This window comes from Enterobacter cloacae complex sp. P18RS (genome assembly GCF_014982105.1).
Lineage (GTDB): Bacteria > Pseudomonadota > Gammaproteobacteria > Enterobacterales > Enterobacteriaceae > Enterobacter > Enterobacter hormaechei_C.
The window spans coordinates 525,149-550,605 of the sequence record NZ_JADCKV010000006.1; the positions used below are offsets into that span (position 1 = coordinate 525,149).

Consider the following 25,457-nt stretch of genomic DNA (forward strand, 5'->3'; position numbering starts at 1 on the left):
AAGCACATGTTAAGCATTAAAGATTTACAGGTTAGCGTGGAAGAGAAAGAGATCCTGCGTGGCCTCAATTTTGACGTCAAACCGGGTGAAGTTCACGCCATCATGGGGCCAAACGGCTCCGGGAAAAGTACGCTTTCAGCGACGCTGGCAGGACGCGAAGATTATGAAGTTACCAGCGGCTCCGTTGAGTTTAACGGCAAAGATCTGCTGGAGATGTCGCCGGAAGAGCGTGCCGGCGAGGGCATCTTTATGGCCTTCCAGTATCCGGTGGAAATTCCGGGCGTCAGCAACCAGTTCTTCCTGCAAACCGCGCTGAACGCGGTGCGCAAGTATCGCGGCCTTGAGGCGCTGGATCGCTTTGACTTCCAGGATCTGATGGAAGAAAAGATTAAGCTGCTGAAAATGCCGGAAGATCTGTTGACCCGCTCGGTAAACGTGGGTTTCTCCGGCGGTGAGAAGAAACGTAACGATATTCTGCAAATGGCGGTTCTGGAACCGGCGCTGTGCATTCTCGATGAGACCGATTCAGGGCTGGATATCGATGCCCTGAAGATCGTTGCCGACGGGGTGAACTCCCTGCGTGACGGCAACCGCTCATTTATCATCGTGACTCACTATCAGCGAATTCTGGATTACATCAAACCGGACTATGTCCACGTGCTTTACCAGGGACGCATTGTGAAATCCGGTGACTTTACGCTGGTTAAACAACTGGAGGAGCAGGGTTATGGCTGGCTTACCGAACAGCAGTAATGCACTTCAGCAGTGGCACCGGCTGTTTGAAGCGCAGGGTGGAGCGCGCTCTGAACAGGCTCAGCACCATCTCCAGCAGATGCTGCGTCTCGGTTTACCGACGCGTAAACATGAGAACTGGAAATATACCCCGCTGGATGGCCTGCTGAACGGCGAGTTTGTCACCCGTCTGGCGCAGGTCAGCCCCGATCAGCGCGACAGGCTGGCGCTGAGCGTGGATGCCGTGCGTCTGGTGTTTGTCGACGGTCTGTTCCGTGCGGAGCTGAGCGACAGCGTGCAGGAGAGCGTGTTCGATATCGTCATTAACGATGAACGTCAGTCGCTGAACGCGCCCGTTCAGCCTGAAGTCTTCCTGCACCTGACAGAGAGCCTGTCGCAATCTGTCACCCATATTCGCGTTAAGCGTAACCAGCGCCCGGCGAAACCGCTGCTGCTGATGCATATCACCCAGGGCGTTGAGGGTGATGAGATTAACACCGCCCACTATCGCCACCATCTTGAGCTGGCAGAAGGGGCGGAGGCGACGGTGATCGAGCATTACGTCAGCCTTAACGACACCCGTCATTTTACCGGTTCGCGTCTGACGATGAACGTGGCGGCCAATGCCCAGTTGCACCACATCAAGCTGGCGTTTGAGAATCCGCTCAGTCACCACTTCGCTCACAACGATATTCTGCTGGGCCAGGATGCCGCGGCGTACAGCCACAGCTTCCTGCTTGGCGCCGCGGTGCTGCGCCACAATACCAGCACCCAGCTGAACGGTGAAAACACTACGCTGCGTATTAACAGCCTGGCGATGCTGGTGAAGTCAGAAGTGTGCGACACGCGCACCTGGCTTGAGCATAACAAAGGCTACTGCAACAGCCGTCAGCTGCACAAAACCATCGTCAGCGACAAAGGACGTGCGGTGTTTAACGGCCTGATAAACGTGGCGCAGCACGCCATCAAAACTGACGGGCAGATGACCAACAACAACCTCTTGCTGGGACGTCTGGCAGAGGTGGACACCAAACCACAGCTGGAAATCTATGCGGACGACGTGAAATGCAGCCACGGTGCGACGGTTGGGCGTATTGACGATGAGCAGATGTTCTACCTGCGCTCGCGCGGGATAGACCAGCAGGCTGCGCAAAAGATGATTATTTACGCCTTTGCGGCTGAGCTGACGGAAGCGCTGCCCGATGGCGGACTTAAACAGCAGGTGCTGGCCCGTATCGGTCAGCGTCTGCCTGGAGGCGAAGCATGACATTTCCCGTAGAGAAAGTCCGGGCAGATTTTCCGGTACTGACCCGTGAAGTGAACGGTCTGCCGCTGGCCTATCTCGACAGTGCGGCCAGCGCGCAAAAACCAAATCAGGTGGTGGATGCGGAAGCCGAGTTTTACCGCCACGGTTATGCGGCGGTACATCGCGGGATCCACACCCTGAGCGCCGAGGCGACCCAGCGCATGGAAAACGTGCGCACTCAGGTTGCGGCCTTCCTCAACGCGCGTTCGCCGGAAGAGCTGGTATTCGTGCGCGGCACCACCGAAGGGATCAACCTGGTGGCTAACAGCTGGGGCAATGCGCAGGTGCACGCGGGAGATAACATCATCATCACCCAGATGGAGCACCATGCCAACATCGTGCCCTGGCAGATGCTCTGTGAGCGTGTGGGGGCGCAACTGCGGGTGATCCCCCTAAATGAAGACGGCACGCTCCAGCTGGAAAAGCTGGACGCCCTGCTGGACGACAGAACGCGGCTGGTGGCGGTGACCCACGTTTCAAACGTGCTGGGGACGGAAAATCCGGTGTCGCTGATCGTCGACAAAGCTCATCAGGTTGGTGCGAAAGTGTTGATTGATGGCGCCCAGGCGGTGATGCACCATGCGGTTGACGTTCAGGCTCTGGACTGCGATTTCTACGTCTTCTCCGGGCACAAGCTGTATGGCCCGACGGGCATTGGCGTGTTGTATGTGAAAGAGGACATTCTCCAGGCCATGCCGCCGTGGGAAGGGGGCGGGTCAATGATCGCCACCGTCAGCCTGACGGACGGCACAACCTACGCCCGTGCGCCCTGGCGCTTCGAGGCGGGTACGCCCAACACGGGCGGGATCATCGGGCTGGGCGCGGCCATTAGCTACGTCTCTGAAACGGGGCTGGCGGCGATTCAGGAGTACGAACAGCAGCTGATGCATTATGCCTTGCAGGAGCTGGCCAGCGTCCCGGAACTGACCTTATATGGCCCTGCTGACCGTCTGGGTGTGATAGCCTTCAACCTCGGCAAGCATCACGCCTATGATGTAGGCAGTTTCCTTGATAATTACGGCGTCGCCGTACGTACCGGGCATCACTGCGCGATGCCGCTGATGGCGTATTATCAGGTACCGGCTATGTGCCGCGCATCGCTGGTGATGTACAACACAACGGAAGAGGTCGACAGACTGGTGGCGGGACTAAAACGTATTCACCAGCTGCTTGGCTAACGGAGAGGCGAGAGATGGCAGATTTGCCGGACAGAGATAAATTGCTGCGCAACTTTGGGCGTTGCGCGAACTGGGAAGAGAAATACCTTTATATTATCGAGCTGGGCCAGCGCCTGCCGCCGCTCAGCGAAGAGGCACATAACCCGGACAACATCATTCAGGGCTGCCAGAGCCAGGTCTGGATCCTGATGCAACAGACGGATGAAGGCGTAATTGAATTACAGGGTGACAGCGATGCCGCCATTGTGAAGGGGCTTATTGCCGTCGTATTTATTCTTTATCACCAGATGTCAGCGCAGGATATTGTCGCCTTTGACGTTCGCCCGTGGTTTGAAAAAATGGCCTTAACCCAGCACCTCACCCCGTCCCGATCCCAGGGGCTGGAAGCGATGATCCGCGCCATACGCGCCAAAGCCGCAATCCTTAGCTAAACTGACAGAACAGCATTCATTCTGTTTCGCGAGGTGGTTTCCACCTCGCTGGTTTTTCAGCTTTCTGACGTTTGGTCAGTGAATAAGGAATCTCAGCATGAAGCGCGCGTCTCTAATTACTCTATTACTCCTTGGTTCGCTCAGTGCTGTTAATTCAGCCTGGGCGGTTGATTATCCTTTACCGCCCGCAGGCAGCCGCCTGATTGGGCAAAACCAGACATACACCATTCAGGAAGGTGACAATAAACTTCAGTCTATCGCTCGTCGCTTTAATACCGCCGCACAGCTCATCCTTGAAACCAATAATACCATTGCTCCGGTGAACCCTGCGCCAGGAACGGTCATTACCATCCCTTCCCAGATGCTACTGCCGGACACCGAGCGTGAGGGCATTGTGGTGAATCTGGCGGAGCTGCGTCTTTACTTCTATCCGCCTGGCGAAAATATCGTGCAGGTCTATCCGCTGGGCATTGGTCAGCTTGGGCTGGAAACACCGGTCAGCACCACCCGTGTGAGTCAGAAAATCCCTAACCCTACCTGGACCCCCACTGCGGGCATCAGAGCGCGCTCACTGGCCCAGGGCATTAAACTGCCGCCTGTGGTACCCGCAGGGCCAAATAACCCGCTGGGGCGCTTTGCGCTTCGTCTGGGTATCGGGAATGGGGAATATCTTATTCACGGCACCAGCGCGCCGGACAGCGTAGGGTTGCGGGTCAGCTCGGGTTGTATGCGAATGAATGCGCCGGATATCAAAGCGCTGTTTGAGCAAGTGCGCGTCGGCACGCGGGTGCAGATCATCAATGAGCCGGTGAAGTTCTCCGTCGAGCCGGACGGCAAACGTTATATCGAAGTGCACAGGCCGCTGGCGCAGGCTGAGGGCGAAAACCCACAGACGGTGCCGTTCACGCACTCGGCGGCGTTTACCGCCTTTGCAGCGGAATCAGGTAGCGATAAAACGCTTATCGATAAAGCCCTGGCGCGCAGAGCGGGGATCCCGGTGGCCGTTTCAGCAGGCAGTGGTTCGTCAGCCAGCAATTCTGTCCTGTCGGTGCAGAACAGTCGTGTCTCAGCGGCGGTGGCGGAAGGCGAGGGAGAGAAGGCGCTTCAGTAGAGGTTTGACGAAGGCAAAAAAAATGGCGCACAATGTGCGCCATTTTATTAACAGGTACTATTACTTACGGTATTTAGTAGCCTGGTTGTCCAGACGCTGGTTAGCGCGAGCTGCGTCGTCTTTAGCAGCCTGAACGTCGGAACGCATTGCGTTCACGTCGTTGCTCAGCTGGTCAACTTTAGCGTTCAGAGTCTGAACGTCAGAAGACAGCTGATCGATTTTAGCGTTGCTGGAGCAACCTGCCAGCAGAGTAGAACCCAGGATTACCGCGCCCAGTACCAGTTTAGTACGATTCATTATTAATACCCTCTAGATTGAGTTAATCTCCATGTAGCGTTACAAGTATTACACAAAGTTTTTTGGGTTGAGAATATTTTTTTGATGGGATTACGCCTATTTTTGATCGTTCGCTCAAAGAAGCAACGAAATCGGCAATTTTGACGAAAAAGCTATGTTAAAAAAGGCATTTTTCATCGGATTCATCTTAGATAAATCGCGATTAAATAGAAAAACCCGATTTGCTTTTTGAATAGTTCTGGTTAAAGGCGGGAATAAAAAAAGCGCCCCGAAGGACGCTTTTTAACAAAACAATAATTTGTTCGTGAAATATTACAGCACGTGGACAGATGCAGTGTTGGTGGTGCCGCTTGGAACCAGCGCGCCAGAAACCATAACCACCACGTCGCCTTTCTGGGCCAAGCCACAATCAACCAGTTCCAGAGCCACTTCTTTACCCAGACGATAGAAATCATCGGTAGAGGCAATCTCTTTCACCAGGTGTGGGATCACGCCTTTGCTCAGCACCAGCTGACGCGCGGTAGTTTCGTTGGTGGTCAGCGCCAGAATGGTCGCATCCGGGAAATATTTACGCACGGCACGCGCAGATTTACCGCCCTGGGTCGCCACGACAATCAGTGGGGCTTCCAGTTTTTCGGCGGTTTCTACCGCACCACGGCACACGGCTTCGGTGATGCGCAGTTTACGGCTGTCGTTGTTGTAATCCAGACGGCTTTTCATCACGCGGTCGGTACGCTCACAGATGGTCGCCATGATGCTGACCGCTTCCAGAGGGTATTTCCCTTTTGCAGATTCGCCAGACAGCATAACGGCATCGGTACCGTCGAGGATGGCGTTCGCCACGTCGCCTGCTTCCGCGCGGGTAGGGCGTGGGTTTTTGATCATGGAGTCCAGCATCTGCGTTGCGGTGATAACCACTTTACGCGCGCGAACACATTTCTCGATCATCATCTTCTGCGCGAAGATCACTTCTTCAACCGGGATTTCAACGCCCAGGTCGCCACGCGCTACCATGATACCGTCAGACGCTTCGAGGATTTCGTCGAAGTTGTTCAGGCCTTCCTGGTTTTCGATCTTGGAGATGATCTGAATGTTCTCGCCGCCGTGCGCTTTCAGGTGCTCACGGATCTCAACCACGTCAGAACGTTTACGGATAAAGGAGGCAGCAACGAAGTCCACGCCTTGTTCGCAGCCGAAGATCAGGTCTTGTTTGTCTTTTTCAGCCAGCGCTGGCAGCGCAATGGACACACCCGGCAGGTTAACGCCTTTGTTTTCGCCCAGATCGCCGTTGTTCAGCACTTTACAGATAACCTTGTTACCTTCGATCGCCGTCACTTCCATGCCGATCAGGCCGTCATCTACCAGCACGGTGTTGCCAACAGACAGATCGCTGGTGAAGCCTTCGTAGGTCACGGCAACGATTTCGTTGTTACCCACAACGGATTTGTCGGTGGTGAAGGTGAAGGTCTGGCCCGCTTTCAGGGAAACGTCGTTACCGCCTTCCAGTTTGATGGTGCGGATTTCAGGACCTTTGGTGTCGAGCAGGATTGCCGCTTTTTTCCCGGTCTTGCTCATCACGTTGCGCAAGTTCTGGATACGCTGACCGTGTTCAGCATAGTCGCCGTGGGAGAAGTTCAGACGCATCACGTTCATGCCGGCATCCAGCATTTTGCTCAGCATCTCTTCGGATTCGGTTTTCGGGCCGATAGTACAAACAATTTTCGTCTTTTTCATGACAGTCTTAGTCTTTAAGTTGGGAAGGATATGGAAATCTCGCTCCGGGGGCGCACCGCCGCGGAGTCAAACCTGTGTTGCGAAAGAGTATATGACACGCACTAAGAATAGGTGACATCAAATGAGCGTGCAGAAGAAAGTGTGCCTGAGTGCCAGCCCAACGAAGGAGAGGAGAAGTTGTACGTTGTTTTTTGTATTCCAAGCGCTGAAACCATTCACCAGGGATTTGGCGCGCATTATACGCTGATTTACAGTAAAAAGGAAAATGGAAACAGCGTTTCAAAACAATCTGTGCAGATTCACATAAGTTTGTTATCAAGGCGTTAAGGTCTAATGTCATCTTATGACGGCAGGCGCAACGCCCGCCGTTTTTTGCTCACTTTTCCAGCGCCTGCTGAAGGTCGGCGATCAGATCCTTCGCATCCTCAATCCCCACCGACAGGCGGATAAGCTGCGGCACAATGCCGTTTGCAAGACGCTGCGCCAGAGGTATGGAGGCGTGGGTCATGCTGTAGGGCTGGCTCACCAGACTCTCCACACCGCCCAGACTTTCCGCCAGGGTAAAGAGCGTAAGATGACGGATCACCTCTGCCGCGCGTTGCACATCGCCTTTAATCACAACGGAGATCATGCCGCCCGGCAGCGCCATTTGTCTGCGTGCCAGCGCATACTGGGGATGTGACGCCAGCCCGGGATAGAACACGCGGTCTACCTGCGGATGCTGCTCCAGCCATTGCGCAATTGCCAGTGCGTTGGCGCTGTGCTTCTCAACGCGCAGAGAGAGGGTGCGAATCCCTCGCAGCGTCAGGAAACTGCTGAACGGATCCAGAACGCCGCCAACCGCGTTTTGCAGATAGCCCAGACGCTCCGCGAGATCCTTATTTGCCCCGACAACAGCCAGCCCGGCAACCACGTCTGAATGACCGTTGAGATATTTAGTGGCGGAGTGGACCACTATATCGAACCCCGCCTCCAGCGGCCGGTGAATGACCGGGGAGGCGAAGGTATTATCCGCCACGCTGATCGCATTATGGCGCCGGGCAATGTCCGCGATGGCCTCCAGGTCGGCCAGTTTCAGCAGCGGGTTCGTTGGCGTTTCCACCCAGATCATGCGGGTGTCCGGGCGAATGGCGGCCTCAAGCCCGGCTACATCGTCCGGCTTAACCCAGCTCACCTGTAACCCGGTGCTGCGCTTGCGCACGTTTTCGATCAGGCGATACGTACCGCCATACACGTCGTCAATGGCGACGATATGGCTGTCTTTATCCAGCAGTTCGAGCACGGTGGAAATGGCTGCCAGCCCTGACGCGAAAGCGTACCCGCGCGTGCCGCCTTCCAGTTCGGCGATGGCGGTCTCCAGCGCGTGGCGGGTTGGATTGCCGCTCCGGGAGTATTCGTAGCCGGTATGTTCACCCGGTGCCGGTTGCGCAAACGTCGACGTGGCGTAAATTGGCGGCATCACGGCGCCGTGCGGGTCGTGATACTCACCGCTGTGAACGCTGAGGGTGGCCAGGTTTTTCATCTTTTGCTCCTTTTATTTTGTCAGGCGGTTACGCCAGGCGGTGAGTACATCACTGCGTGTGATCAGACCCAGAAAGCGATCTTCGTCATAAATAATCGCCACCAGGCCACGGTCAAAGATGGCGTACAGGGCGCTCTCCGGGGCCTGCTTATCCAGATATTCGACCTGACGCGTCATGGCCGCCGTCACGGGGAGAGAGAAGCGATCGGCATCTCCCCCGATGTGTCGCAGCAGGTCCCACTCGTCGATGATGCCGACGACCTTGTCGTTATCGAGCACCGGCAGCTGGGAGATGTCGTACAGGCGCATGCGGGCCAGCACGGTGGAAAGCGTGTCGTCCGGGGCGGCAGTCACCGTCGCGCCTTCATCGTGGCGCAGGGCAATATAGTCCGAGAGATCGCCTGCCTGCGGACGCGAAATCAGCCCCTGCTGGCGCATCCAGTCGTCGTTGAACATCTTCGAGAGGTATTTATTGCCGCTGTCGCAGGCGAAGGTGACCACACGTTTTGGCGTAGTCTGCGCCTGGCAATATTTCAGCGCCGCCGCCAGCAGCGTGCCGGTGGAGGAGCCTGCCAGGATCCCTTCCGTTTTTAGCAGATCGCGGGCGGTGGTGAACGCCTCGCGATCGGTAATGCGCCAGGCGCGGTTAACCCCTTCGATGTGCGCCAGCGGAGGGATAAAGTCTTCGCCAATCCCCTCAACCAGCCACGATCCGGCATCCTGATGGCGTCCGTTTTCAACCTGGTCCGCCAGCACCGACCCGGCCGGATCGGCAAGCACAAATTCCGTCTGCGGCGAATGTTCTGCAAACCACGCCTGTAAGCCACCCAGCGTACCGCCGGACCCCACGCCGACGACGATGGCATCGATCTGGCCGTCAAGCTGTTCAAACAGTTCCGGTGCGGTAGTGGTGCGGTGCGCTAGCGGATTGGCCGCGTTATTGAACTGATCAATATAAAACGCGCCTGGCAGTTCGTTCGCCAGCCGCCGGGCATAATCCTGGTAGTAGGCCGGATGCCCTTTATTCACATCTGAACGGGTCAGCACGACCTGCGCCCCTAACGCGCGCAGGTGGAAAATCTTCTCGCGGCTCATTTTGTCCGGCACCACCAGGATCAGCGAGTAGCCCTTCTGAGCCGCAATCAACGCCAGCCCCAGGCCGGTGTTCCCCGCAGTGGCTTCAATAATGGTGCCGCCGGGCCGTAGCTGGCCCGTACGCTCGGCTTCATTAATCATCGACAACGCGACGCGGTCTTTAATCGAGCCGCCGGGATTCTGGTTTTCCAGCTTCAGAAACAGCGAGCAGGGGCCGGTGTCCAGCTTGTGCAGCTGGATGAGCGGCGTACGGCCAATCAGTTCGGTGACGGAGTGGTAAAGCGTCATGGTCATGTCCTGTGAAGAGGTGATGACCGGATGATAGAACCATGAAATTTTCTCAATAAAGAACCTTTCACTGAGTTTTAGAACGGAAAGGAATAATCCTTGTGTTTTCAGATGGAAAGACAGCAAGACGTAAAGTTGTCCGGATGTGAGGATGGCTATATCCGCATAAAGTGCTGCAAAATTAGCCGATTTCGTCGAGTGGGTAAGACCTGATATGCAAATGGCAGATAATTATTGCTGATATTCATCTAAATGCTTTTCACCCGCCAGTTCGCTGCTTATTCCTGAGCATTATAAGAAATTCTTTTTTGGTCATTTAAAAGCTGATAACGGCTGTTTACTATCTTTTGGACATCCATACTGCTAAACCGCTATATGCGAAACGGATAAAGAATAAGAATGATTGTACTCAGCAATATTTCGAAGGTTTTTGACAACGGGAAACAGGCGCTGACAGCCGTAGATAACGTCAACCTGACGATAGAGCAGGGACAGATTTACGGGATCATCGGTTACAGCGGGGCCGGGAAAAGTACGCTGATCCGTCTGCTGAACGGTCTGGAAAAGCCCAGCGCCGGCAGCGTCACCATTAACGGTCAGGATATCTCCGCCGCGAAGGGAGAAGCGCTGCGTCAGGCACGCCTGAAAATCAGCATGGTGTTCCAGCACTTTAACCTGCTTTGGTCGCGCACGGTGAAGGAAAATATCGCCTTTTCAATGCAAATTGCCGGTGTGCCAAAAGCGCAAATTCAGGCTCGCGTTGCCGAGCTGGTGGAGCTGGTCGGCCTGAAGGGGCGCGAGAATGCCTACCCATCCCAGCTGAGCGGCGGGCAAAAACAACGTGTGGGCATTGCCCGCGCGCTGGCCAATCATCCGGACGTACTGCTGTGTGACGAAGCCACCTCGGCGCTGGATCCGCAGACCACCGATCAGATCCTCGATCTGCTCCTGGACATTAACCGTCGCTTTAACCTGACCATCGTACTCATTACGCATGAGATGCACGTGGTGCGCAAAATCTGCGACCGCGTGGCGGTGATGGAAAACGGCAAGGTGGTGGAAGAGGGGGACGTGCTGAGCGTGTTTACGCGTCCGCAGCAGCCGATCACCCGGCAGTTTGTCCGCCAGGTGAGCCAGTACGCGGAGGAAGAGACCTTCAATACCGAACTGGCAAACGATCTGGAAGGCACGGTGATCAGGCTGACCTTCACCGGGCACAGCACGCACAGGCCGATCGTCGGTGAACTGACCCTGCGCTACGGCCTGCCGTTTAACATCCTGCACGGCAAAATGACGCAAACCGCCCACGGTGTTTTCGGGCAGCTCTGGGTGCACGTGGTGGCATCGGACGAACAACTGAACAATATCCTCGCCGACCTGAAGCAAAGCGATATTGAAGGCGAGGTAATCAAGCATGGCTGAAGAACTCTTTCCGCACCTGAAGTGGGATCAGCTTTGGGCTGCAACCCAGGAGACGCTTTACATGACCGCGCTTTCCGGCGTGGCGACGTTTGTCCTGGGGATCGCGCTCGGTCTGGCGCTGTTTTTAACCGCCCGCGGCGGGTTATTCCACAACCGCACGGTCTACAGCGTGATGTCGATTGTGGTGAACGTGTTCCGCTCGATTCCGTTCATCATTCTCATCGTTCTGCTGATCCCGTTCACCAAGACCGTTGTGGGGACCATTCTCGGCGCTAACGCTGCGCTGCCCGCCCTGATTGTGGGCGCGGCGCCGTTCTACGCCCGTCTGGTCGAGATTGCCTTGCGAGAAGTAGACAAAGGAGTCATTGAGGCCACGCGTTCGATGGGCGCGCGGCTGAGCACGTTAGTGTTTCGGGTTTTATTGCCGGAATCTTCACCCGCACTGGTTTCAGGTATGACGGTGACGCTGATTGCGCTGGTGAGCTACAGCGCAATGGCAGGGGTGATAGGTGCCGGCGGTTTGGGAAATCTGGCTTATCTGGAAGGATTCCAGCGCAACCATGGTGACGTCACGCTGGTGGCAACGGTGACCATTCTGATCATCGTGTTCATTATCCAGTTCTGCGGCGATGCCATTACTTCACTGTTAGATAAACGCTAATAAATACACACAGGAACCACATCATGAAAAAGACACTGACACTGATCGCCGCCGCAACCCTGAGTGCCCTGAGCTTTGCCTCCTGGGCGGACACGCTCACCGTGGGGGCGTCCAACACCCCGCACGCGGAAATTCTGGAGCAGGCTAAGCCGATTCTGGCGAAGCAGGGGATCGATCTGGAGATTAAACCGTTCCAGGACTACATTCTGCCAAACACGGCGCTGGCGGGGCATGACATTGACGCCAACTATTTCCAGCACATCCCTTACCTGAACAGCGTCCTGAAAGATCATGCGGGCGATAAGGATTATGATTTTGTCAGTGCGGGCGCAATCCACATTGAGCCGATCGGTATCTATTCGAAAAAATACAAATCGCTGAAGGATCTGCCGGAAGGCGGCAAAATCATCATGCGTGATGCGGTTTCCGAGGAAGGGCGTATTCTCTCCATCTTCGAAAAAGAGGGCGTGATCAAGCTGAAGCCAGGCATCGATAAAGTGACCGCGCGCATCAGCGATATCGTGGAGAACCCGAAAAAGCTGCAATTCACCCCTAACGTTGAGGCATCTCTGCTGCCGCAGATGTACAACAACGACGAAGGTGCTGCGGTGGTGATCAACGCCAACTACGCAATTGATGCCGGTCTGGATCCGGTGCACGATCCCATTGCGGTTGAAAGCGGTGAGAATAACCCGTACGCCAACATCATTACCGTTCATCGCGGTGACGAGAAGAAGAAGGATATCGTCGCGCTGGTGAACGTGCTGCACTCCAAAGAGATTCAGGACTGGATCCGCACCAAATACAAAGGCGCAGTCATCCCGGTAAACAACTAATCTCCTGATTTTCCAGACGAAGCCCGGCGAACTACACGCCGGGCTTCTTTTTTGTATCCAGCCGACGAATGATTTAAGCTGACGGTTTAGGGCAACGGAGTGATGGCAATGGGCAATGTGACCAAAGACGAAGCGCTGTACCAGGAGATGTGTCGGGTGGTAGGCAAGGTCGTTCTCGAAATGCGTGATTTAGGGCAGGAGCCGAAACATATTGTCATTGCGGGCGTTCTGCGTACCGCGCTGGCGAACCAGCGCGTTAAGCGCAGTGAGTTGACCACCAAAGCGATGGAAACGGTGGTTAAAGCGCTGGCCGGCTAACTCGCCAGCGCTTCGCGAGCAGCTCAAGCGAGCAGCAGAGCAGGTAATAGATCACACCCGTGAAGATAAAAATGGCCGCCGGGTAAATTTGCACCCGGTTGTTGATCTGTCCCGCCACCGTGGTCAGTTCAGGAACGTTCACGATAAACGCCAGCGACGTATCCTTCAGCAGGCTGATAAAAATCCCCACCAGCGACGGCAGAATATTTCTCAGCGCCTGCGGCAGCAGCACGCGCCACAGCGTTTGCTGCGTACTGAACCCTTGAGAAAGCGCGGCCTCATTCTGGCCCGACGGCAGGGCTCTCAGTCCGGCTAACACCGAATGCATCACCGCAGCCGCGGTAAACCAGGCCAGCGCCAGCGTGACGGTCGTCGCGCCCGGGAGATCCCTGCCGGTTATCAGTGGCAGCAGATACCACATCCAGAATATCACGAAGATCAGGGGGATCCCGCGAATCAACTCTGCCCACGCAAACAGCGCACTGCGCACCACGCCGGGATAGCGCCAGGCGACGCAAGCCAGCACAATCCCGCCGGGCAGGGCAAGCGCGGCGGCGCCTGCGGCCATCAGCAGTGAGAGCAGTACGCCGCCGGGTTCTCCCGCAGCCGCACGTCCCCAAAGCAGATAATCCAGGTTTTCGACAATAACGTTAAATCCGGGGATCATGATATTTCCTCCCTGAATGGGGGCCGAGGCGCACCAGCACGCTTCCCGTCACCATCCCGGTAAGCAAGTAGAGCACCGTACCGACGGTGAAGGCTTCCAGTGCATGGGCGTTGTAACTTTCTATCTGGCGGACCTGGTAGGTCAGTTCGGCGAAGCCAATCCCGCTCGCGAGCGAGGAGAGCTTCATCAGGTTAAGGTACTGGCCGACGACCGGCTGCCACGCGTTAGCGAGCCCCTGAGGCAGAAGAATGTAGCGAAACAGACGCCATGAGGAAAATCCCTGAGCGAGCGCCGCCTCCCGCTGTCCGGCAGGCACGGAACGCAGCCCCGATTCCACTTCTTCGATTAAAAACGCCGAGGTAAAGACGCCTAACCCCCAGGCGGAGCATAAAAACTCGGGCGTAAACCACCAGACGTCACCGGGCAAAATGGACCAGCTGTGGTCTGCGTTCACCGCGTCACGCAGCCCCTGCGGCAACCCGTTCCAGGCGGCGAAATACCAGAACAGCAGCTGTACCAGCAGCGGCGTATTGCGAAACAGCGATACCCAGCCGCTGACGATCAATGTCCCGAAACGTCCCCCGGAAAGCCGCAAAAGCATAAAGAACAAGGCGAGCAGGCTGGCCAGCATAATCCCCGCCAGCGTCACCCACAGAGTGGTGAGAAATCCGGAGAGGATCCAGTGCAGGGGCTGTCCGGCCAGCACCCCCTGCCAGTCCAGAGCGGGCATTACAGTTGCTCCTGATGCAGCGGATCCAGCACTTTTTGCAGGAAACGCCTCGCACGGGGATGCGACGGTTGATTGAAAAATTGCGCCGGGGGCGCGGTTTCCAGAATTTTTCCGCCGTCGATAAAGACGATTCGATCGGCAATTTCCCGGGCGAACTGCATCTCATGGGTAACGACAATCATAGTGATCCCGCTGTGGGCGAGGGTTTTCATCACAAACAGCACTTCGCCAATCATTTCCGGGTCGAGTGCCGACGTCGGCTCGTCAAAGAGAATGATTTGCGGCGACGAGGCCAGAGCACGGGCAATCGCCACGCGCTGCTGCTGTCCGCCGGAAAGTTCAGCGGGGAAGCGGTGCGCCTTCTCCAGCATGCCGACCTTCTCCAGCAGCGCCAGCGCGCGCTCCTGGGCGGGAAGGGGTTTCCAGCCGTGAACGTGCTCCAGTGCCAGGGTGATGTTCTGACTGGCGGTAAGGTGGGCATAGAGATTGAACTGCTGGAACACAAACCCGACGCGGCTGCGTAACTGACGTAGCCTGCTGCCGGAAAGCTGTCCAGTCGGCTTGTGGTCGATCAGAATCTCCCCGCCGCTCAGGCTCTCAAGCTGGTTGATAAGCCGAATCAGGGTCGATTTTCCGGAACCCGAAGGGCCGAGAATGGCAACCACTTCACCCGGCATGATGGTGAGGTTAATGTCGGTTAAAACCGGATGGTCGCCGTAGCGTTTGTCCACATGGCGAAACTCAACGCTGGCCTGTTCCAGACGTGAAAAATCCGCGGCATTGGCCGCGGAGCGTGAAAATAAACCTGAGAGCATATTACCGGGCTTCTATTTTAAAGTTACGAGGCTGTGGAGCTGGGGTGCCTGGACCGAACCAGACGTCATAGATTTTTGCCGCCTGGCCGTTTTTCTCCAGGGTTACCAGCTCATCGTTAACGGCTTTCAGCAGCGCCGTTTCACCCTTTTTCACCCCCACGCCAATCTCTTCTTTACTGAGCAGGTCGGGCAGGATTTTGAAGTCGGCTTTATCCGGCGCCTGCGCCAGCAGACCGGCCAGAATGGTGCTGTCCTGGGTAATGGCCTGCACGTTGCCATTGCGCAGTGCCGTCAGCGCCAGCGGAATATCATCATAAGAGAGGACGCGGGACTGCGGAAAACGCTGGTGCAGCGCCTGTTCACCCGTCGTACCTTTTACGGCGCCAATGCGTGCCCGGCTATAGTCATCAAGCTTGTCCGGTGATTTTGCCGGAACCAGGAACTGCTGGCCGGTGACAAAGTAAGGCGTTGAGAAATCAATGACCTGTGCGCGTTCCGGAGTGATCGTGATATCCGCCACGATGAGATCCGCTTTTCCGGACTGTAGCAGCGGTATACGGTTAGCCGGATTAGTGGCGACCAGTTCAAGCTTGACGCCGAGCGATTTCGCCAGCGCTTTGGCGAAGTCCACGTCGTAACCCACGATCTCATGCGTTTTGGCATCAATCGAGCCAAAGGGTGGATTGGCATCAAACGTGGCCACTTTCACCACGCCTGCTGCCTTGATATCCGCCAGCCGATCGGCCTGCGCCTGCGCTGAAACCAGGCCCCAGGCTGCCACTAATCCCAGAACCTGCGCCCGTTTTTTAAACCCTTTCATTTTTGCAGCCATAGTCATACGCCATCCCGTTGTTTTTGTTTTACCCCGTTACGCTCCCATAAGGGAAAGCTATCGCCAAATAAGAAATCGTTCTTTGCTATGAGAAAAAAAGCATGAGTGAACAAGGTGTTAAAGAAGAGAGCAGACGGCGGGGCGCTATTTGCAGATCCTGCACATCGACAGTGGATTTTGATATTTCCCCCGGGCGCAATTTGGGTGTTTAACTGAGGACAGGTTAAGCGAGAAGGGTAATGACGATGAAAAAATGGATAAGCACGTTACGGCGGTTTTTTGCGCCCCGACCAATGAATGCGGAGAACAGCGCGCAACGTGTTCTTGAGTCAATACTACCTGTCGCCAGCCTGTATGGCGTGGACGTAGCCAACATCGACCCGGAGTGGTTCCATGATAAAACGTCACGCTGAACTGCGCCGGACGCGCGAAATGTACTGGAATGAGCTGTGCGTGGTGTCTGTAAAGCGAGGATGAAGGGAAAAATACCCAGGCAAATCCTCGGTAAATGATGGCCGTTTTGTTACCACTATCTCCTTTCACAGATGGAGATAATAATGAAACGGACAGTATTAACCCCCGCGCTTTCTGCCTCAGCACTTCTGCTTACCATGCAGGCGGCACACGCTGGTCCACAGGCGCATGTTGTATGCAGTTATTCCCACACCCTCGGCGATGATGCCATTATGATGTTCGGCATGCCCAATGAGGCTATGCTGCACGATTTTTTTGGTAACGTGCACGCGGATGCTTACTCCAGCCGTGAATCTCTGCGTACCCAGGAAAAGACCACCTGCGATAACAAAGCAGACAGCTCGGCCTACTGGGCTCCGTCGCTAAAATTGCCGGACGGAACGGTAGTCAAACCCGCCTATCAAAAAACCTATTATCAGGCATCGAACGTTGACGCCTGGCCGCTTCATCCGTTTCCGCCGGGGCTGTCGCTGCTGGCGGGCGATCATCATGGCACCGCGCCAAATACGCATATCACCTTTTTATGCGCCAATGGCAAGGGCTACACCACCAGAACGGGTGAAGTCTGCGGCTTACGCAAGGCGAAGGATGCCGTGCAGTTTAATATCGGCATTCAGTTCCCGAACTGCTGGGACGGGGTCAACCTGAAGCCCGCCCACGGCCTGGCTAACGCCACCTACGATACGAAAGGACAGTGTCCGTCCGCCTTCCCGGTGAAGATCCCGACGGTGAACATGAATATTGCGTACGTGCTTCCGACAATTAGCTCTCTGGATACCAGCAAAGTCCAGCTTTCCCTCGACCCCATCATGCATGGCAGTGAGCGTGAAGAGCGGTGGGGGAGCCTGTATACGGCGCATGCTGACTTCATGAACGGCTGGACGGAAGATGCCGCGCGATTTATGACCGACCTGTGCATGAACCGTGGAATGGATTGCGGCACCACCGTGCCGTATGGTTATTCAAAAGCGAAGGCTAACGTCTGGCTCAGCAGCATGGAACCGGCACTTTCACAGCCCGATCCCCAGGTCTTACTGGTGCAGGATAACTGGAAGAACGGTGGACGCACGAAAAACAGCGAAACATTGTCGCTGGTGAAGTTCAACATCCCTCCGCTGCCTGCCGGACAGGATCCTGCCCAGTTTAAATACCGCGTGAGAATTTATGGCGGGAAAGTGGAAACTGACGGCGCGGATCAAATCTTCTTCTATCCGGCGAGTAACGACTGGGAACCGGCCACCGTGAGCTGGCAGTCACGACCGTCCTGCAACTATCGCTCGGATGCGGTGGTGTACCTGAACCACTCCCGCGAATACCGGATGGTGGACGTGGATAAAGCGGTGCGCAAGGCGCTGGCAGAAGGGAAAACCGACATTTCGTGGTATATCGGCGGCGATCGTCAGGGAAATCACTATCAGTTTGAGACGGGGTCATCTCCCCAAAGCCTGATCCTGATGCTGACCGGGTTTAGCAAAACGCCGGAGATCTGATAGCGGGTAGCAAAAGGCATTCATAAAAAAAAAAGCACCGGGGAGCCCGGTGCTTTTTCTTCAGATCTTGCAGGCATCGCCGCAGTCGTCATCGGCGACAATCGCCTGGGCTTTTTTATCCGCATCGTCGAGACGTTCCGCGTTGCGCTCTTCTGCTTCATCCAGCCCGTTAAAGACTAAGTTATCGAGATCAATTTCCATGTGCCACCTGCGTTATTCAGTTTTTGATACTGGCATAGTATAAGTCAAAAAAAGCGGGCCAGGCACCCCTCAGCACATATGGATAATCCCTGCCATACTCAGTGATTTATTGCTGAGGAAAGCCGATGATTACACTCTGTAAAACCTGCGGTACCGCTTACGATGAACAGCCCAAAAACTGCCCGATTTGCGACGATGAGCGTCAGTATGTCCCGGTGACGGGCCAGACATGGACGGACTTCGACAGCCTTACGACTACGCACACCAACAAATGGCAACAGCTGGAGCCGCAACTGTTCAGCATCAAAACCGTTCCCGCTTTTGCCATCAACCAGCGGGCGCTTCTGCTGCGTACGCCACAGGGCAATGTTCTGTGGGACTGTATCGCCAATCTTGACCCGGCGACCAGAGCGTTAGTTGACGCGCTCGGGGGGATCAGCGCGATCGCGATTTCGCACCCGCATTACTACACCACCATGCAGGAGTGGGCCGCGGCGTTTAACGCACCGATCTACCTGCACGCCAGCGATCGGCAGTGGGTGATGCTTGACAGCCCGGCGATACGCTTCTGGGAGGAGGACGCCCTGGAGATTATGCCTTTGGTGACTCTGCTGCGGCTGGGCGGGCATTTTGCCGGCGGCACGGTGCTGCACTGGCAGTCAGGCGACGGCGTGCTGCTGGCCGGTGATATTTTGCAGGTTACGCCCGGTAAGGACGCCGTGTCGTTTATGTGGAGTTATCCGAATATGCTGCCGCTGCCTGCCCGCACCGTTGAGTCGATGATCGGTCGACTGACAGGGAAAACGTACCAGCGCCTGTACGGGGCCTTTGAAGGGCAGAACATCCCGGCGAACGCGGATGAGATCGTGCAGCGGTCGGGCCAGAAATATATTGCTTGTCTCCGCTAAGGTGCGGTGGTTAAATTTTACGAGTGTGATCGCGATCATACCTAAACTAAAACAGATAAAAGAGAAATGGCTATGCAACATATCATTGAAGGTTTTCTCAGCTTTCAAAAAGAGATTTTCCCGCAACGTAAAGAGCTTTTTCGTAGTTTAGCGTCCAGTCAGAATCCCAAAGCGCTGTTCATCTCCTGCTCCGACAGCCGTCTGGTTCCGGAACTGGTTACGCAACAGGAGCCAGGACAGCTCTTTGTCATTCGAAACGCGGGCAACATTGTGCCACCGTTCGGGCCGGAGCCTGGCGGTGTCTCTGCGACCATCGAATATGCTGTTGTTGCCCTGGGCGTGACCGATATCGTTATTTGCGGCCACTCCAACTGCGGCGCAATGAAGGCGATTGCTGACAACGCCGATCTGGAGCCGATGCCGGCCGTTTCCCACTGGCTGCGCTATTCTGATGCGGCAAAAGCGGTGGTTGAGAAGAAAACCTGGGATAAGCCAATCGATAAAGTGAATGCGATGGTGCAGGAGAACGTCTTTGCGCAGCTGAGCAATATCAAGACCCATCCGTCGGTGGCGGTAGGCCTGCGCAACAACGCCATTCGCCTGCACGGCTGGGTATATGACATTGAAAGCGGCAAAATCCTTGCCCTGGACAAGAACACTAAATCGTTCGTGTCGCTGTCGGAAAACCCGGACGTCTTCTTCGAGTAACCCGACCCCGCAGGGCAGGGAAGCTCTGTTAAAATTCCATGAATGGTAACTTCCTTCGCACGCCTGTCGCAGGTTTTCCAGCCGCTTTCGCCATCGCTTTACCAATTTCAGCGCACTCAGACAAACCCTGAACAAAGGGATGATCGTGCATCAGCCAGGGGATCGCCCCAAAAGCGATGCGCCCCCGCAGTGATGCAGGCGCCAGCAACGTATAGTCTTCCCCCACGTCCGGGACGTCATCGCCGGTTTCCGCAAGCTGTTTACGCAGGGTGGGGAAGGGAATGTCCTTGTTTCTGAGTGGCTTTTGCCCGCGCGCATCAATAAACACGTCGAAGCGGTAACGCTTTTCTGCCGTGGTGATGACGGTCTGATCGCTGCCGATATCCAGGTCGTAATTATCACCGAGTGCGACCACGCTAATGATCCCTGCCTCGCGCAGCGCCAGTAAACGGCGGATAGACTGCGGTGGAATGGCGGCATAATTATCGATAAACACACGCTCCAGCCCGGATTTAAACCGCTCTCTGTCACGCTCACTGAGTGAAGGGACGATGGCCTGAACCACTTCATGCAGACGAAGCACGGTATAGCGCCAGGCAACGGTGCGTTTTTCGCGCTTGTTGCGCTCCACTTCTTTCAGATTCGCTTCGGCCCAGGTGAAAGGGCCATGCTTTTTACGATCCTCAAACCAGACATCACGAAGCGTGTCGGCATTCAGCGTAACGAGCGATATCGCCTGGCACCAGCGCGGATCGGCCAGCTCGAGCTCTTTCACCATCAGCGCAAAGATGCGGTCAAGCAGCCCGTCCGGGCCTTTGGCGATTTCACTTTCCGCCACAGACTCCGTTAACACGGACAGCGGTTCATAAGGGATAGGGCAGTAAAAGTCGGCCTCCGGCAGAACGCCCGTGCGGGACATCAGCGTGATTTTTAGCCCTTCGCTGCCTTTATTGACAACGAACTGCTCCCCGCTAAACCGGCCATGCTGCATCACAACCGCCATTGCAGCGTCCAGCCCGCTGAGGGAAGTACCCATGATCCCCACCTCACAGGCTCGGATCTCCGCGTCCATCAGCCCTGACCATGGGCTTGGGAAATATGCGCGGGTGGTTTCATCTTCATCAGGCCAGACGTGGCCGGTGGCAACAACCGCAAGATCAAACCGCCTTGAGAAAGGGGCATCGTTCACTGAAAGGGCCACGCCGTCTGCATCAGCCTTAATATCCGTGACTTCTGCGTTGGGGTGCACCTCGACATGAAAGCCAGACTTTTTCGCCTCAGCAACGACGGCAAGAAACCGATCGTGAAAATATTCACCCAACAGAATACGCGGCAGGAATTGCCGGTCGTGCAGTTTCTCACTATCGACGTTATAGCGGGCAAGATGGGCCGCACTCTGCTGTTTGAGCCAGTCGAGATAGGTAATAAAAATGGGCGGAATTTCGATACTGGCGATGTTCGCCAGCATCAGCCGGGAATTATCCTCGTCGCTGTAGGGCATCCCGACACCGGGTTGGTCTGCCTTTTCGAACACGGTGATCGAAAGCGGTGCTGCGTTGTTAAGAAGTGAGTAAAAGGTATAAATCCCTGTTGGACCTGAGCCGATAATGGCGATTTTTTTCATCGAAAGCGTTCCTGCATTTCTGAACCATAAAATAAGCGTAGCAGGAGAAAGGTTAAATCATTCAATGAAGGAAAAAATTAAGACGTTTTGAAGAGGAATTTTGCACCATTTCAGGACTGAAATGGTGCGTCCGAGTGGACTCGAACCACCGACCCCCACCATGTCAAGGTGGTGCTCTAACCAACTGAGCTACGGACGCAGAATGGTGCGTTCAATTGGACTCGAACCAACGACCCCCACCATGTCAAGGTGGTGCTCTAACCAACTGAGCTATGAACGCATTGTGTTGTCGGTGACAACGGGGACGAATATTAGCGGCACAGCCCCAAGGTGGCAAGAGGGAAAATGCATTTTTCTCTCTGATTTCACGCGATTGCTTCATTACCGCGCAAAGTGAAGAGAAAGTAGCCGCCAGCCGGCGGCTACTGTGTCATTAACGTGCAGCGCGCTGCAAAATTACCGCAGACGGCTGACGTTGCAGGAAGCGCATACGCAGCATCATCATAATGGCCGCAGACGTTAAGCCGATGATAAAGCCCATCCAGAATCCGGCTGGCCCCATGCGATCCACTACCAGATCCGTGAGCGCCAGAATGTACCCGCACGGCAGGCCCAGCACCCAGTAAGCGATAAAGGTGATGAAGAAGATGGAACGCGTATCTTTATACCCACGCAGCACGCCGCTGCCAATCACCTGGATGGAGTCAGAGATCTGATAAATGGCCGCCAGCAGCATCAGATGCGAGGCCAGGGTCACTACCTCCGGGTTGTCGTTATAGAGCAGGGCAATTTGCTCACGCAACAGCACGGTAAAGAGTGCGGTACAGACTGCCATGCAGACGCCGACGCCAAGCCCGGTGCGGGCTGCCGTTTGCGCATCCAGCGTCGAGCCTTGCCCCAGACGGAAGCCCACGCGAATCGTCACCGCAGCAGCCAGGGACATCGGCAGGACGAACATCAAAGAGCTGAAGTTCAGGGCGATCTGGTGTCCTGCCACATCAATAATCCCTAACGGCGAGACCAGCAGGGCGACGACGGCAAACAGCGTCACTTCGAAGAACAGCGCCAGCGCAATGGGTAACCCCAGCTGAATGAGACGGGTCATGAGCGTCCAGTCAGGTGCGCTGAACGAGGTGTCGTTACGAATGTCACGCATGGATCGCGCATGTTTAATGTAGGTGAGCATACAGCCGAACATCACCCAGTACACCGCAGCCGTTGCCACGCCGCAGCCCACGCCGCCGAGTTCCGGCATGCCAAAATGACCGTAAATGAAGATATAGTTCACGGGAATGTTCACCAGCAAGCCGATAAAGCCCATCACCATGCCCGGCTTGGTTTTTGCCAGCCCTTCACACTGGTTACGTGCCACCTGGAAGAACAGATAGCCGGGCGCGCCCCAGAGCAGGGCGCGCAGATAACCAACCGCCTTATCCGCCAGCGCCGGGTCGATATTATGCATGGCGCGAATAATATACCCGGCGTTCCACAGGACGATCATAATCAGGACGGAGACACCCCCGGCCAGCCAGAAGCCCTGGCGCACCTGATGGGCCACGCGGTCGCGTCGACCGGAGCCGTTAAGCTGCGCGATAACCGGCGTCAGCGCCAGCAGCAGGCCGTGACCAAAAAGAATGGCCGGAAGCCAGATTGAGGTTCCGATCGCCACGGCGGCCATATCGGTGGCGCTGTAACCACCGGCCATTACCGTATCCACAAATCCCATTGCGGTTTGGGCTACCTGCGCGACGATCACCGGTATGGCCAGTGCCAATAACTGACGCGCTTCGATCATATACTTCTGCACGTGAACACCTTTGTATTGTAGTTATTTGAGAGACTAAAAAGGCCGCCGTTACTGGCAGCAAGAAGAAAAAACAGAGGGATGCCAGCTATTGTAGCGGGGTTTAACTAATTATCTAGTGAAAAAATCGCCAGAAATTGCGCATCACTGGCAACCTGTTTTTTCAACTGTTATTGTGGTGGGATTATACGGTGTCATCGCCGTTCGGAATGAACAGGAGCTGTAAGCATGTTTACTGGTATTGTGCAGGGCACTGCCAAAGTGGTGTCCATTGATGAAAAACCGAATTTCCGCACTCACGTGGTTGAGCTGCCTGAATATATGCTCGACGGCATTGAAACCGGGGCGTCGATAGCGCATAACGGCTGCTGCCTGACGGTGACCGAAATTAACGGTAACCAGATTAGCTTTGATTTAATGAAAGAGACGCTGCGCATCACTAACCTGGGTGAGCTGGTGGTGGGAGATATCGTCAACGTTGAACGTGCGGCGAAATTCAGCGATGAGATTGGCGGGCATCTGATGTCGGGCCATATTATGACCACCGCAGAAGTGGCGAAAATCGTGACCTCGGAAAATAACCGTCAAATCTGGTTTAAGGTGCAGGATCCGTCATTAATGAAATACATCCTGTATAAAGGATTTATTGGCATCGATGGGATTAGTCTGACCGTCGGTGAAGTGACGCCAACGCGTTTTTGCGTGCATTTAATTCCTGAAACGCTGCAACGTACTACGCTTGGCGCAAAAAAACTGGGGCAGCGCGTAAATATCGAAATTGATCCCCAGACCCAGGCGGTCGTGGATACCGTTGAGCGCGTACTGGCGGCGAAAGAGGCGGCGATAATTAAAACCATGGAAGAAGAATAAAAAATAACCCCGGTTAACCGGGGTTATTTTTTCAGCGAGCCACACGCAAACCGTGCTCAATCCCACGACTAAACACCACCTGCCAAAGCTGTATATCCCGCGCACGGAACGCGCCCGCACAGGCATTCAGATAATAGCTAAACATCCGTTTGAATCGTTCCGAATAGTTGTCGGCGATTTCAGGCCATGCAGCCTGGAAACGTTCATGCCAGGCCATCAGGGTGGTGTCGTAATCTGCGCCGAAGTTATGCCAGTCTTCCACAATAAAATGCGGTTCGCTGGCGTTCGCAATCTGGCGAACAGAGGGTAAACAGCCATTCGGGAAGATATATTTGTTGATCCAGGGATCCACATTGTTATCGGTGCGTTTAGAGCCGATGGTGTGTAGCAGGAAAATTCCCTCAGGCTTCAGGTTACGATCGGCGACCTCGAAGTAAGTCTTGTAGTTCTTCGGCCCCACGTGCTCGAACATACCTACGGAAACAATGCGATCGAACTGCTCGTTCAGGTCGCGGTAGTCCTGAAGCCGAATATCAACATCCAGACCCAGACAGCGTTCCTGCGCCATCTTCTGCTGTTCAGCCGAAATCGTGACGCCGACTACGCTGACGCCGTAATTTTTAGCCATAAACCAGGCAAGACCACCCCAGCCACAGCCGATGTCCAGCACACGCATACCGGGCTGTAACTGCAATTTATCGCAGATCAGTTGCAGCTTGTCCTGCTGCGCCTCTTCCAGGGTCGTCGCTTTTTTCCAGTATCCGCAGGAGTACTGCATTAAAGGATCGAGCATACGGCTGAACAGATCGTTGCCCAGGTCGTAATGCTCTTTACCGACGATCCACGCCCGTTTTTTACTTTGCAGATTGAACAGGCGGGCGGAGGCAATACGTAAGGTATCTTTGAAATGACGAGGGAGCTGTTTTTCAAGACCGGCGCGTAATACGCTGGAGAAGAACATATCCAGCCGCTCACACTCCCACCAGCCGTCCATATAGCTTTCACCCAGCCCTAACGACCCCTCCTGTAACACGCGTTTGAAAAAATCGGGATGCTTTATCTGGGGATCGGAGGGGGATGAGCCATTAATCGTAATGCCCGCACGTCCCAACAGTTCACTGACGATCCGGGACCAGTTATCGTCCGGAACGCTGACTTCTTCTATACACGATGAACTCATAGCTTCTCCATCACCTTGCTGTGATCAGAACCTTAAAACAGCGTAGACGCTTTTTTGGTTTGTGAGAAATCTCACGGTAAATGCCCGCGAGGCTAATATCCGACGTAGAACAGAGGAAGGGAGATAACCCTTGCCGAAATGCCTTCCATGGTAAAACGGGAGCGCTCCGGCTCCCGTTAACACTTAATATTTATCGTATTTAATCGAACCAAATTTAGTATAG

26 protein-coding genes and 2 tRNA genes are annotated in these 25,457 nt (G+C 55.2%); 14 read left to right on the plus strand and 14 right to left on the minus strand.

The genetic code is table 11. The features are described 5' to 3' along the window. Positions 1-6: 6 nt before the first annotated feature. The 5 genes from sufC (at position 7) to INF61_RS04915 (ending at position 4,758) form a co-directional block, all read left to right on the plus strand. Positions 7-753: a Fe-S cluster assembly ATPase SufC gene (gene sufC / locus INF61_RS04895; RefSeq protein ID WP_003857736.1), complete on the plus strand. Its 747-nt coding sequence runs from the start codon at positions 7-9 to the stop codon at positions 751-753. Continuing rightward, positions 728-1,999: a Fe-S cluster assembly protein SufD gene (gene sufD / locus INF61_RS04900; protein WP_193547563.1), complete on the plus strand. Its 1,272-nt coding sequence runs from the start codon at positions 728-730 to the stop codon at positions 1,997-1,999. The genes sufC and sufD overlap by 26 nt, the downstream gene beginning before the upstream one ends. Further along, positions 1,996-3,216, plus strand: coding sequence for a cysteine desulfurase SufS (gene sufS / locus INF61_RS04905; protein WP_047735035.1), 1,221 nt, complete (start codon positions 1,996-1,998; stop codon positions 3,214-3,216). The genes sufD and sufS overlap by 4 nt, the downstream gene beginning before the upstream one ends. 14 nt (positions 3,217-3,230) lie before the next feature. Beyond that, entirely contained in the window at positions 3,231-3,647 is a 417-nt protein-coding gene (gene sufE / locus INF61_RS04910; RefSeq protein ID WP_017693566.1) for a cysteine desulfuration protein SufE, read from the plus strand. 97 nt (positions 3,648-3,744) lie between these two features. Next, on the plus strand, positions 3,745-4,758 hold the full coding sequence (locus tag INF61_RS04915; protein WP_017384625.1) for a L,D-transpeptidase family protein: 1,014 nt from the start codon (positions 3,745-3,747) through the stop codon (positions 4,756-4,758). Between the two features lie 60 nt (positions 4,759-4,818). Here the strand turns inward: INF61_RS04915 and lpp are convergent, their stop codons facing one another. The 4 genes from lpp to INF61_RS04935 form a co-directional block, all read right to left on the minus strand. Further along, entirely contained in the window at positions 4,819-5,055 is a 237-nt protein-coding gene (gene lpp / locus INF61_RS04920; RefSeq protein ID WP_001082307.1) for a murein lipoprotein Lpp, read from the minus strand. Positions 5,056-5,367: 312 nt separating this feature from the next. After that, a complete protein-coding gene (gene pykF, locus INF61_RS04925; RefSeq protein WP_003857687.1) occupies positions 5,368-6,789 on the minus strand; it encodes a pyruvate kinase PykF in 1,422 nt (473 codons plus the stop codon). A gap of 376 nt (positions 6,790-7,165) precedes the next feature. Further along, positions 7,166-8,311: a PLP-dependent aspartate aminotransferase family protein gene (locus tag INF61_RS04930; protein WP_017693564.1), complete on the minus strand. Its 1,146-nt coding sequence runs from the start codon at positions 8,309-8,311 to the stop codon at positions 7,166-7,168. A 12-nt stretch (positions 8,312-8,323) separates the two neighbouring features. Then, the gene (locus INF61_RS04935; protein ID WP_047062639.1) at positions 8,324-9,694 is read right to left on the minus strand and encodes a cystathionine beta-synthase; all 1,371 of its coding nucleotides are present in this window, start codon (positions 9,692-9,694) and stop codon (positions 8,324-8,326) included. A gap of 399 nt (positions 9,695-10,093) precedes the next feature. Between INF61_RS04935 and INF61_RS04940 the strand changes: the two genes are divergently transcribed. From INF61_RS04940 to fumD, 4 genes are all read left to right on the plus strand, one after another. Further along, positions 10,094-11,116 (plus strand): methionine ABC transporter ATP-binding protein, encoded by a 1,023-nt coding sequence (locus tag INF61_RS04940; RefSeq protein ID WP_045334085.1) that lies wholly within the window; start codon positions 10,094-10,096, stop codon positions 11,114-11,116. Further along, positions 11,109-11,777, plus strand: coding sequence for a methionine ABC transporter permease (locus tag INF61_RS04945; protein WP_017384621.1), 669 nt, complete (start codon positions 11,109-11,111; stop codon positions 11,775-11,777). Before INF61_RS04940 ends, INF61_RS04945 begins: the two co-directional genes overlap by 8 nt. Positions 11,778-11,800: 23 nt before the next feature. After that, the gene (locus tag INF61_RS04950) at positions 11,801-12,613 is read left to right on the plus strand and encodes a MetQ/NlpA family ABC transporter substrate-binding protein (protein ID WP_003857677.1); all 813 of its coding nucleotides are present in this window, start codon (positions 11,801-11,803) and stop codon (positions 12,611-12,613) included. 108 nt (positions 12,614-12,721) lie between these two features. Further along, positions 12,722-12,931, plus strand: coding sequence for a fumarate hydratase FumD (gene fumD, locus INF61_RS04955; protein ID WP_003857676.1), 210 nt, complete (start codon positions 12,722-12,724; stop codon positions 12,929-12,931). On the opposite strand, the gene INF61_RS04960 is transcribed toward fumD, so the two are convergent. From INF61_RS04960 to INF61_RS04975, 4 genes are read right to left on the minus strand one after another with little or no spacing between them, the layout of a single operon-like run. Further along, positions 12,912-13,598, minus strand: coding sequence for an amino acid ABC transporter permease (locus INF61_RS04960; protein ID WP_015570700.1), 687 nt, complete (start codon positions 13,596-13,598; stop codon positions 12,912-12,914). The genes fumD and INF61_RS04960 overlap by 20 nt on opposite strands. Further along, positions 13,582-14,328, minus strand: coding sequence for an amino acid ABC transporter permease (locus INF61_RS04965; RefSeq protein ID WP_015570699.1), 747 nt, complete (start codon positions 14,326-14,328; stop codon positions 13,582-13,584). The genes INF61_RS04960 and INF61_RS04965 overlap by 17 nt, the downstream gene beginning before the upstream one ends. Further along, positions 14,328-15,143, minus strand: coding sequence for an amino acid ABC transporter ATP-binding protein (locus tag INF61_RS04970; RefSeq protein WP_015570698.1), 816 nt, complete (start codon positions 15,141-15,143; stop codon positions 14,328-14,330). The genes INF61_RS04965 and INF61_RS04970 overlap by 1 nt, the downstream gene beginning before the upstream one ends. A gap of 1 nt (position 15,144) precedes the next feature. Further along, complete coding sequence (locus INF61_RS04975) at positions 15,145-15,975, minus strand: ABC transporter substrate-binding protein (protein WP_044488997.1); 831 nt, start codon at positions 15,973-15,975, stop codon at positions 15,145-15,147. 245 nt (positions 15,976-16,220) lie between these two features. On the opposite strand from INF61_RS04975, the gene INF61_RS04980 reads away from it, so the two are divergent. Beyond that, positions 16,221-16,388: a hypothetical protein gene (locus tag INF61_RS04980; RefSeq protein ID WP_032648103.1), complete on the plus strand. Its 168-nt coding sequence runs from the start codon at positions 16,221-16,223 to the stop codon at positions 16,386-16,388. Positions 16,389-16,532: 144 nt separating this feature from the next. Beyond that, a complete protein-coding gene (locus INF61_RS04985) occupies positions 16,533-17,939 on the plus strand; it encodes a DUF1996 domain-containing protein (protein WP_193547564.1) in 1,407 nt (468 codons plus the stop codon). Between the two features lie 60 nt (positions 17,940-17,999). On the opposite strand, the gene INF61_RS04990 is transcribed toward INF61_RS04985, so the two are convergent. Next, positions 18,000-18,140 (minus strand): hypothetical protein, encoded by a 141-nt coding sequence (locus tag INF61_RS04990; protein ID WP_003857665.1) that lies wholly within the window; start codon positions 18,138-18,140, stop codon positions 18,000-18,002. A 125-nt stretch (positions 18,141-18,265) separates the two neighbouring features. Here INF61_RS04990 and INF61_RS04995 point away from each other — a divergent pair, with 125 nt between their 5' ends. Both INF61_RS04995 and INF61_RS05000 read left to right on the plus strand, forming a co-directional pair. Then, complete coding sequence (locus INF61_RS04995) at positions 18,266-19,048, plus strand: MBL fold metallo-hydrolase (RefSeq protein WP_193547565.1); 783 nt, start codon at positions 18,266-18,268, stop codon at positions 19,046-19,048. A 72-nt stretch (positions 19,049-19,120) separates the two neighbouring features. Next, positions 19,121-19,756 (plus strand): carbonic anhydrase, encoded by a 636-nt coding sequence (locus tag INF61_RS05000; protein WP_015570694.1) that lies wholly within the window; start codon positions 19,121-19,123, stop codon positions 19,754-19,756. A gap of 28 nt (positions 19,757-19,784) precedes the next feature. Here the strand turns inward: INF61_RS05000 and INF61_RS05005 are convergent, their stop codons facing one another. The 4 genes from INF61_RS05005 to mdtK form a co-directional block, all read right to left on the minus strand. Beyond that, positions 19,785-21,380 (minus strand): FAD-NAD(P)-binding protein, encoded by a 1,596-nt coding sequence (locus tag INF61_RS05005; protein WP_032648112.1) that lies wholly within the window; start codon positions 21,378-21,380, stop codon positions 19,785-19,787. A 122-nt stretch (positions 21,381-21,502) separates the two neighbouring features. Next, positions 21,503-21,579: transfer RNA gene (locus INF61_RS05010), tRNA-Val, on the minus strand. Positions 21,580-21,583: 4 nt separating this feature from the next. Next, positions 21,584-21,660, minus strand: a tRNA-Val gene (locus INF61_RS05015). 153 nt (positions 21,661-21,813) lie between these two features. After that, positions 21,814-23,187, minus strand: a complete 1,374-nt coding sequence (gene mdtK, locus INF61_RS05020; protein ID WP_017384611.1) for an MdtK family multidrug efflux MATE transporter — start codon at positions 23,185-23,187, stop codon at positions 21,814-21,816. 225 nt (positions 23,188-23,412) lie between these two features. Here mdtK and INF61_RS05025 point away from each other — a divergent pair, with 225 nt between their 5' ends. Beyond that, entirely contained in the window at positions 23,413-24,054 is a 642-nt protein-coding gene (locus tag INF61_RS05025) for a riboflavin synthase (RefSeq protein ID WP_015570688.1), read from the plus strand. A gap of 31 nt (positions 24,055-24,085) precedes the next feature. Here INF61_RS05025 and cfa read toward each other — a convergent pair whose 3' ends face one another. Then, positions 24,086-25,234, minus strand: coding sequence for a cyclopropane fatty acyl phospholipid synthase (gene cfa / locus INF61_RS05030; protein WP_017384609.1), 1,149 nt, complete (start codon positions 25,232-25,234; stop codon positions 24,086-24,088). Positions 25,235-25,457 lie beyond the last annotated feature (223 nt).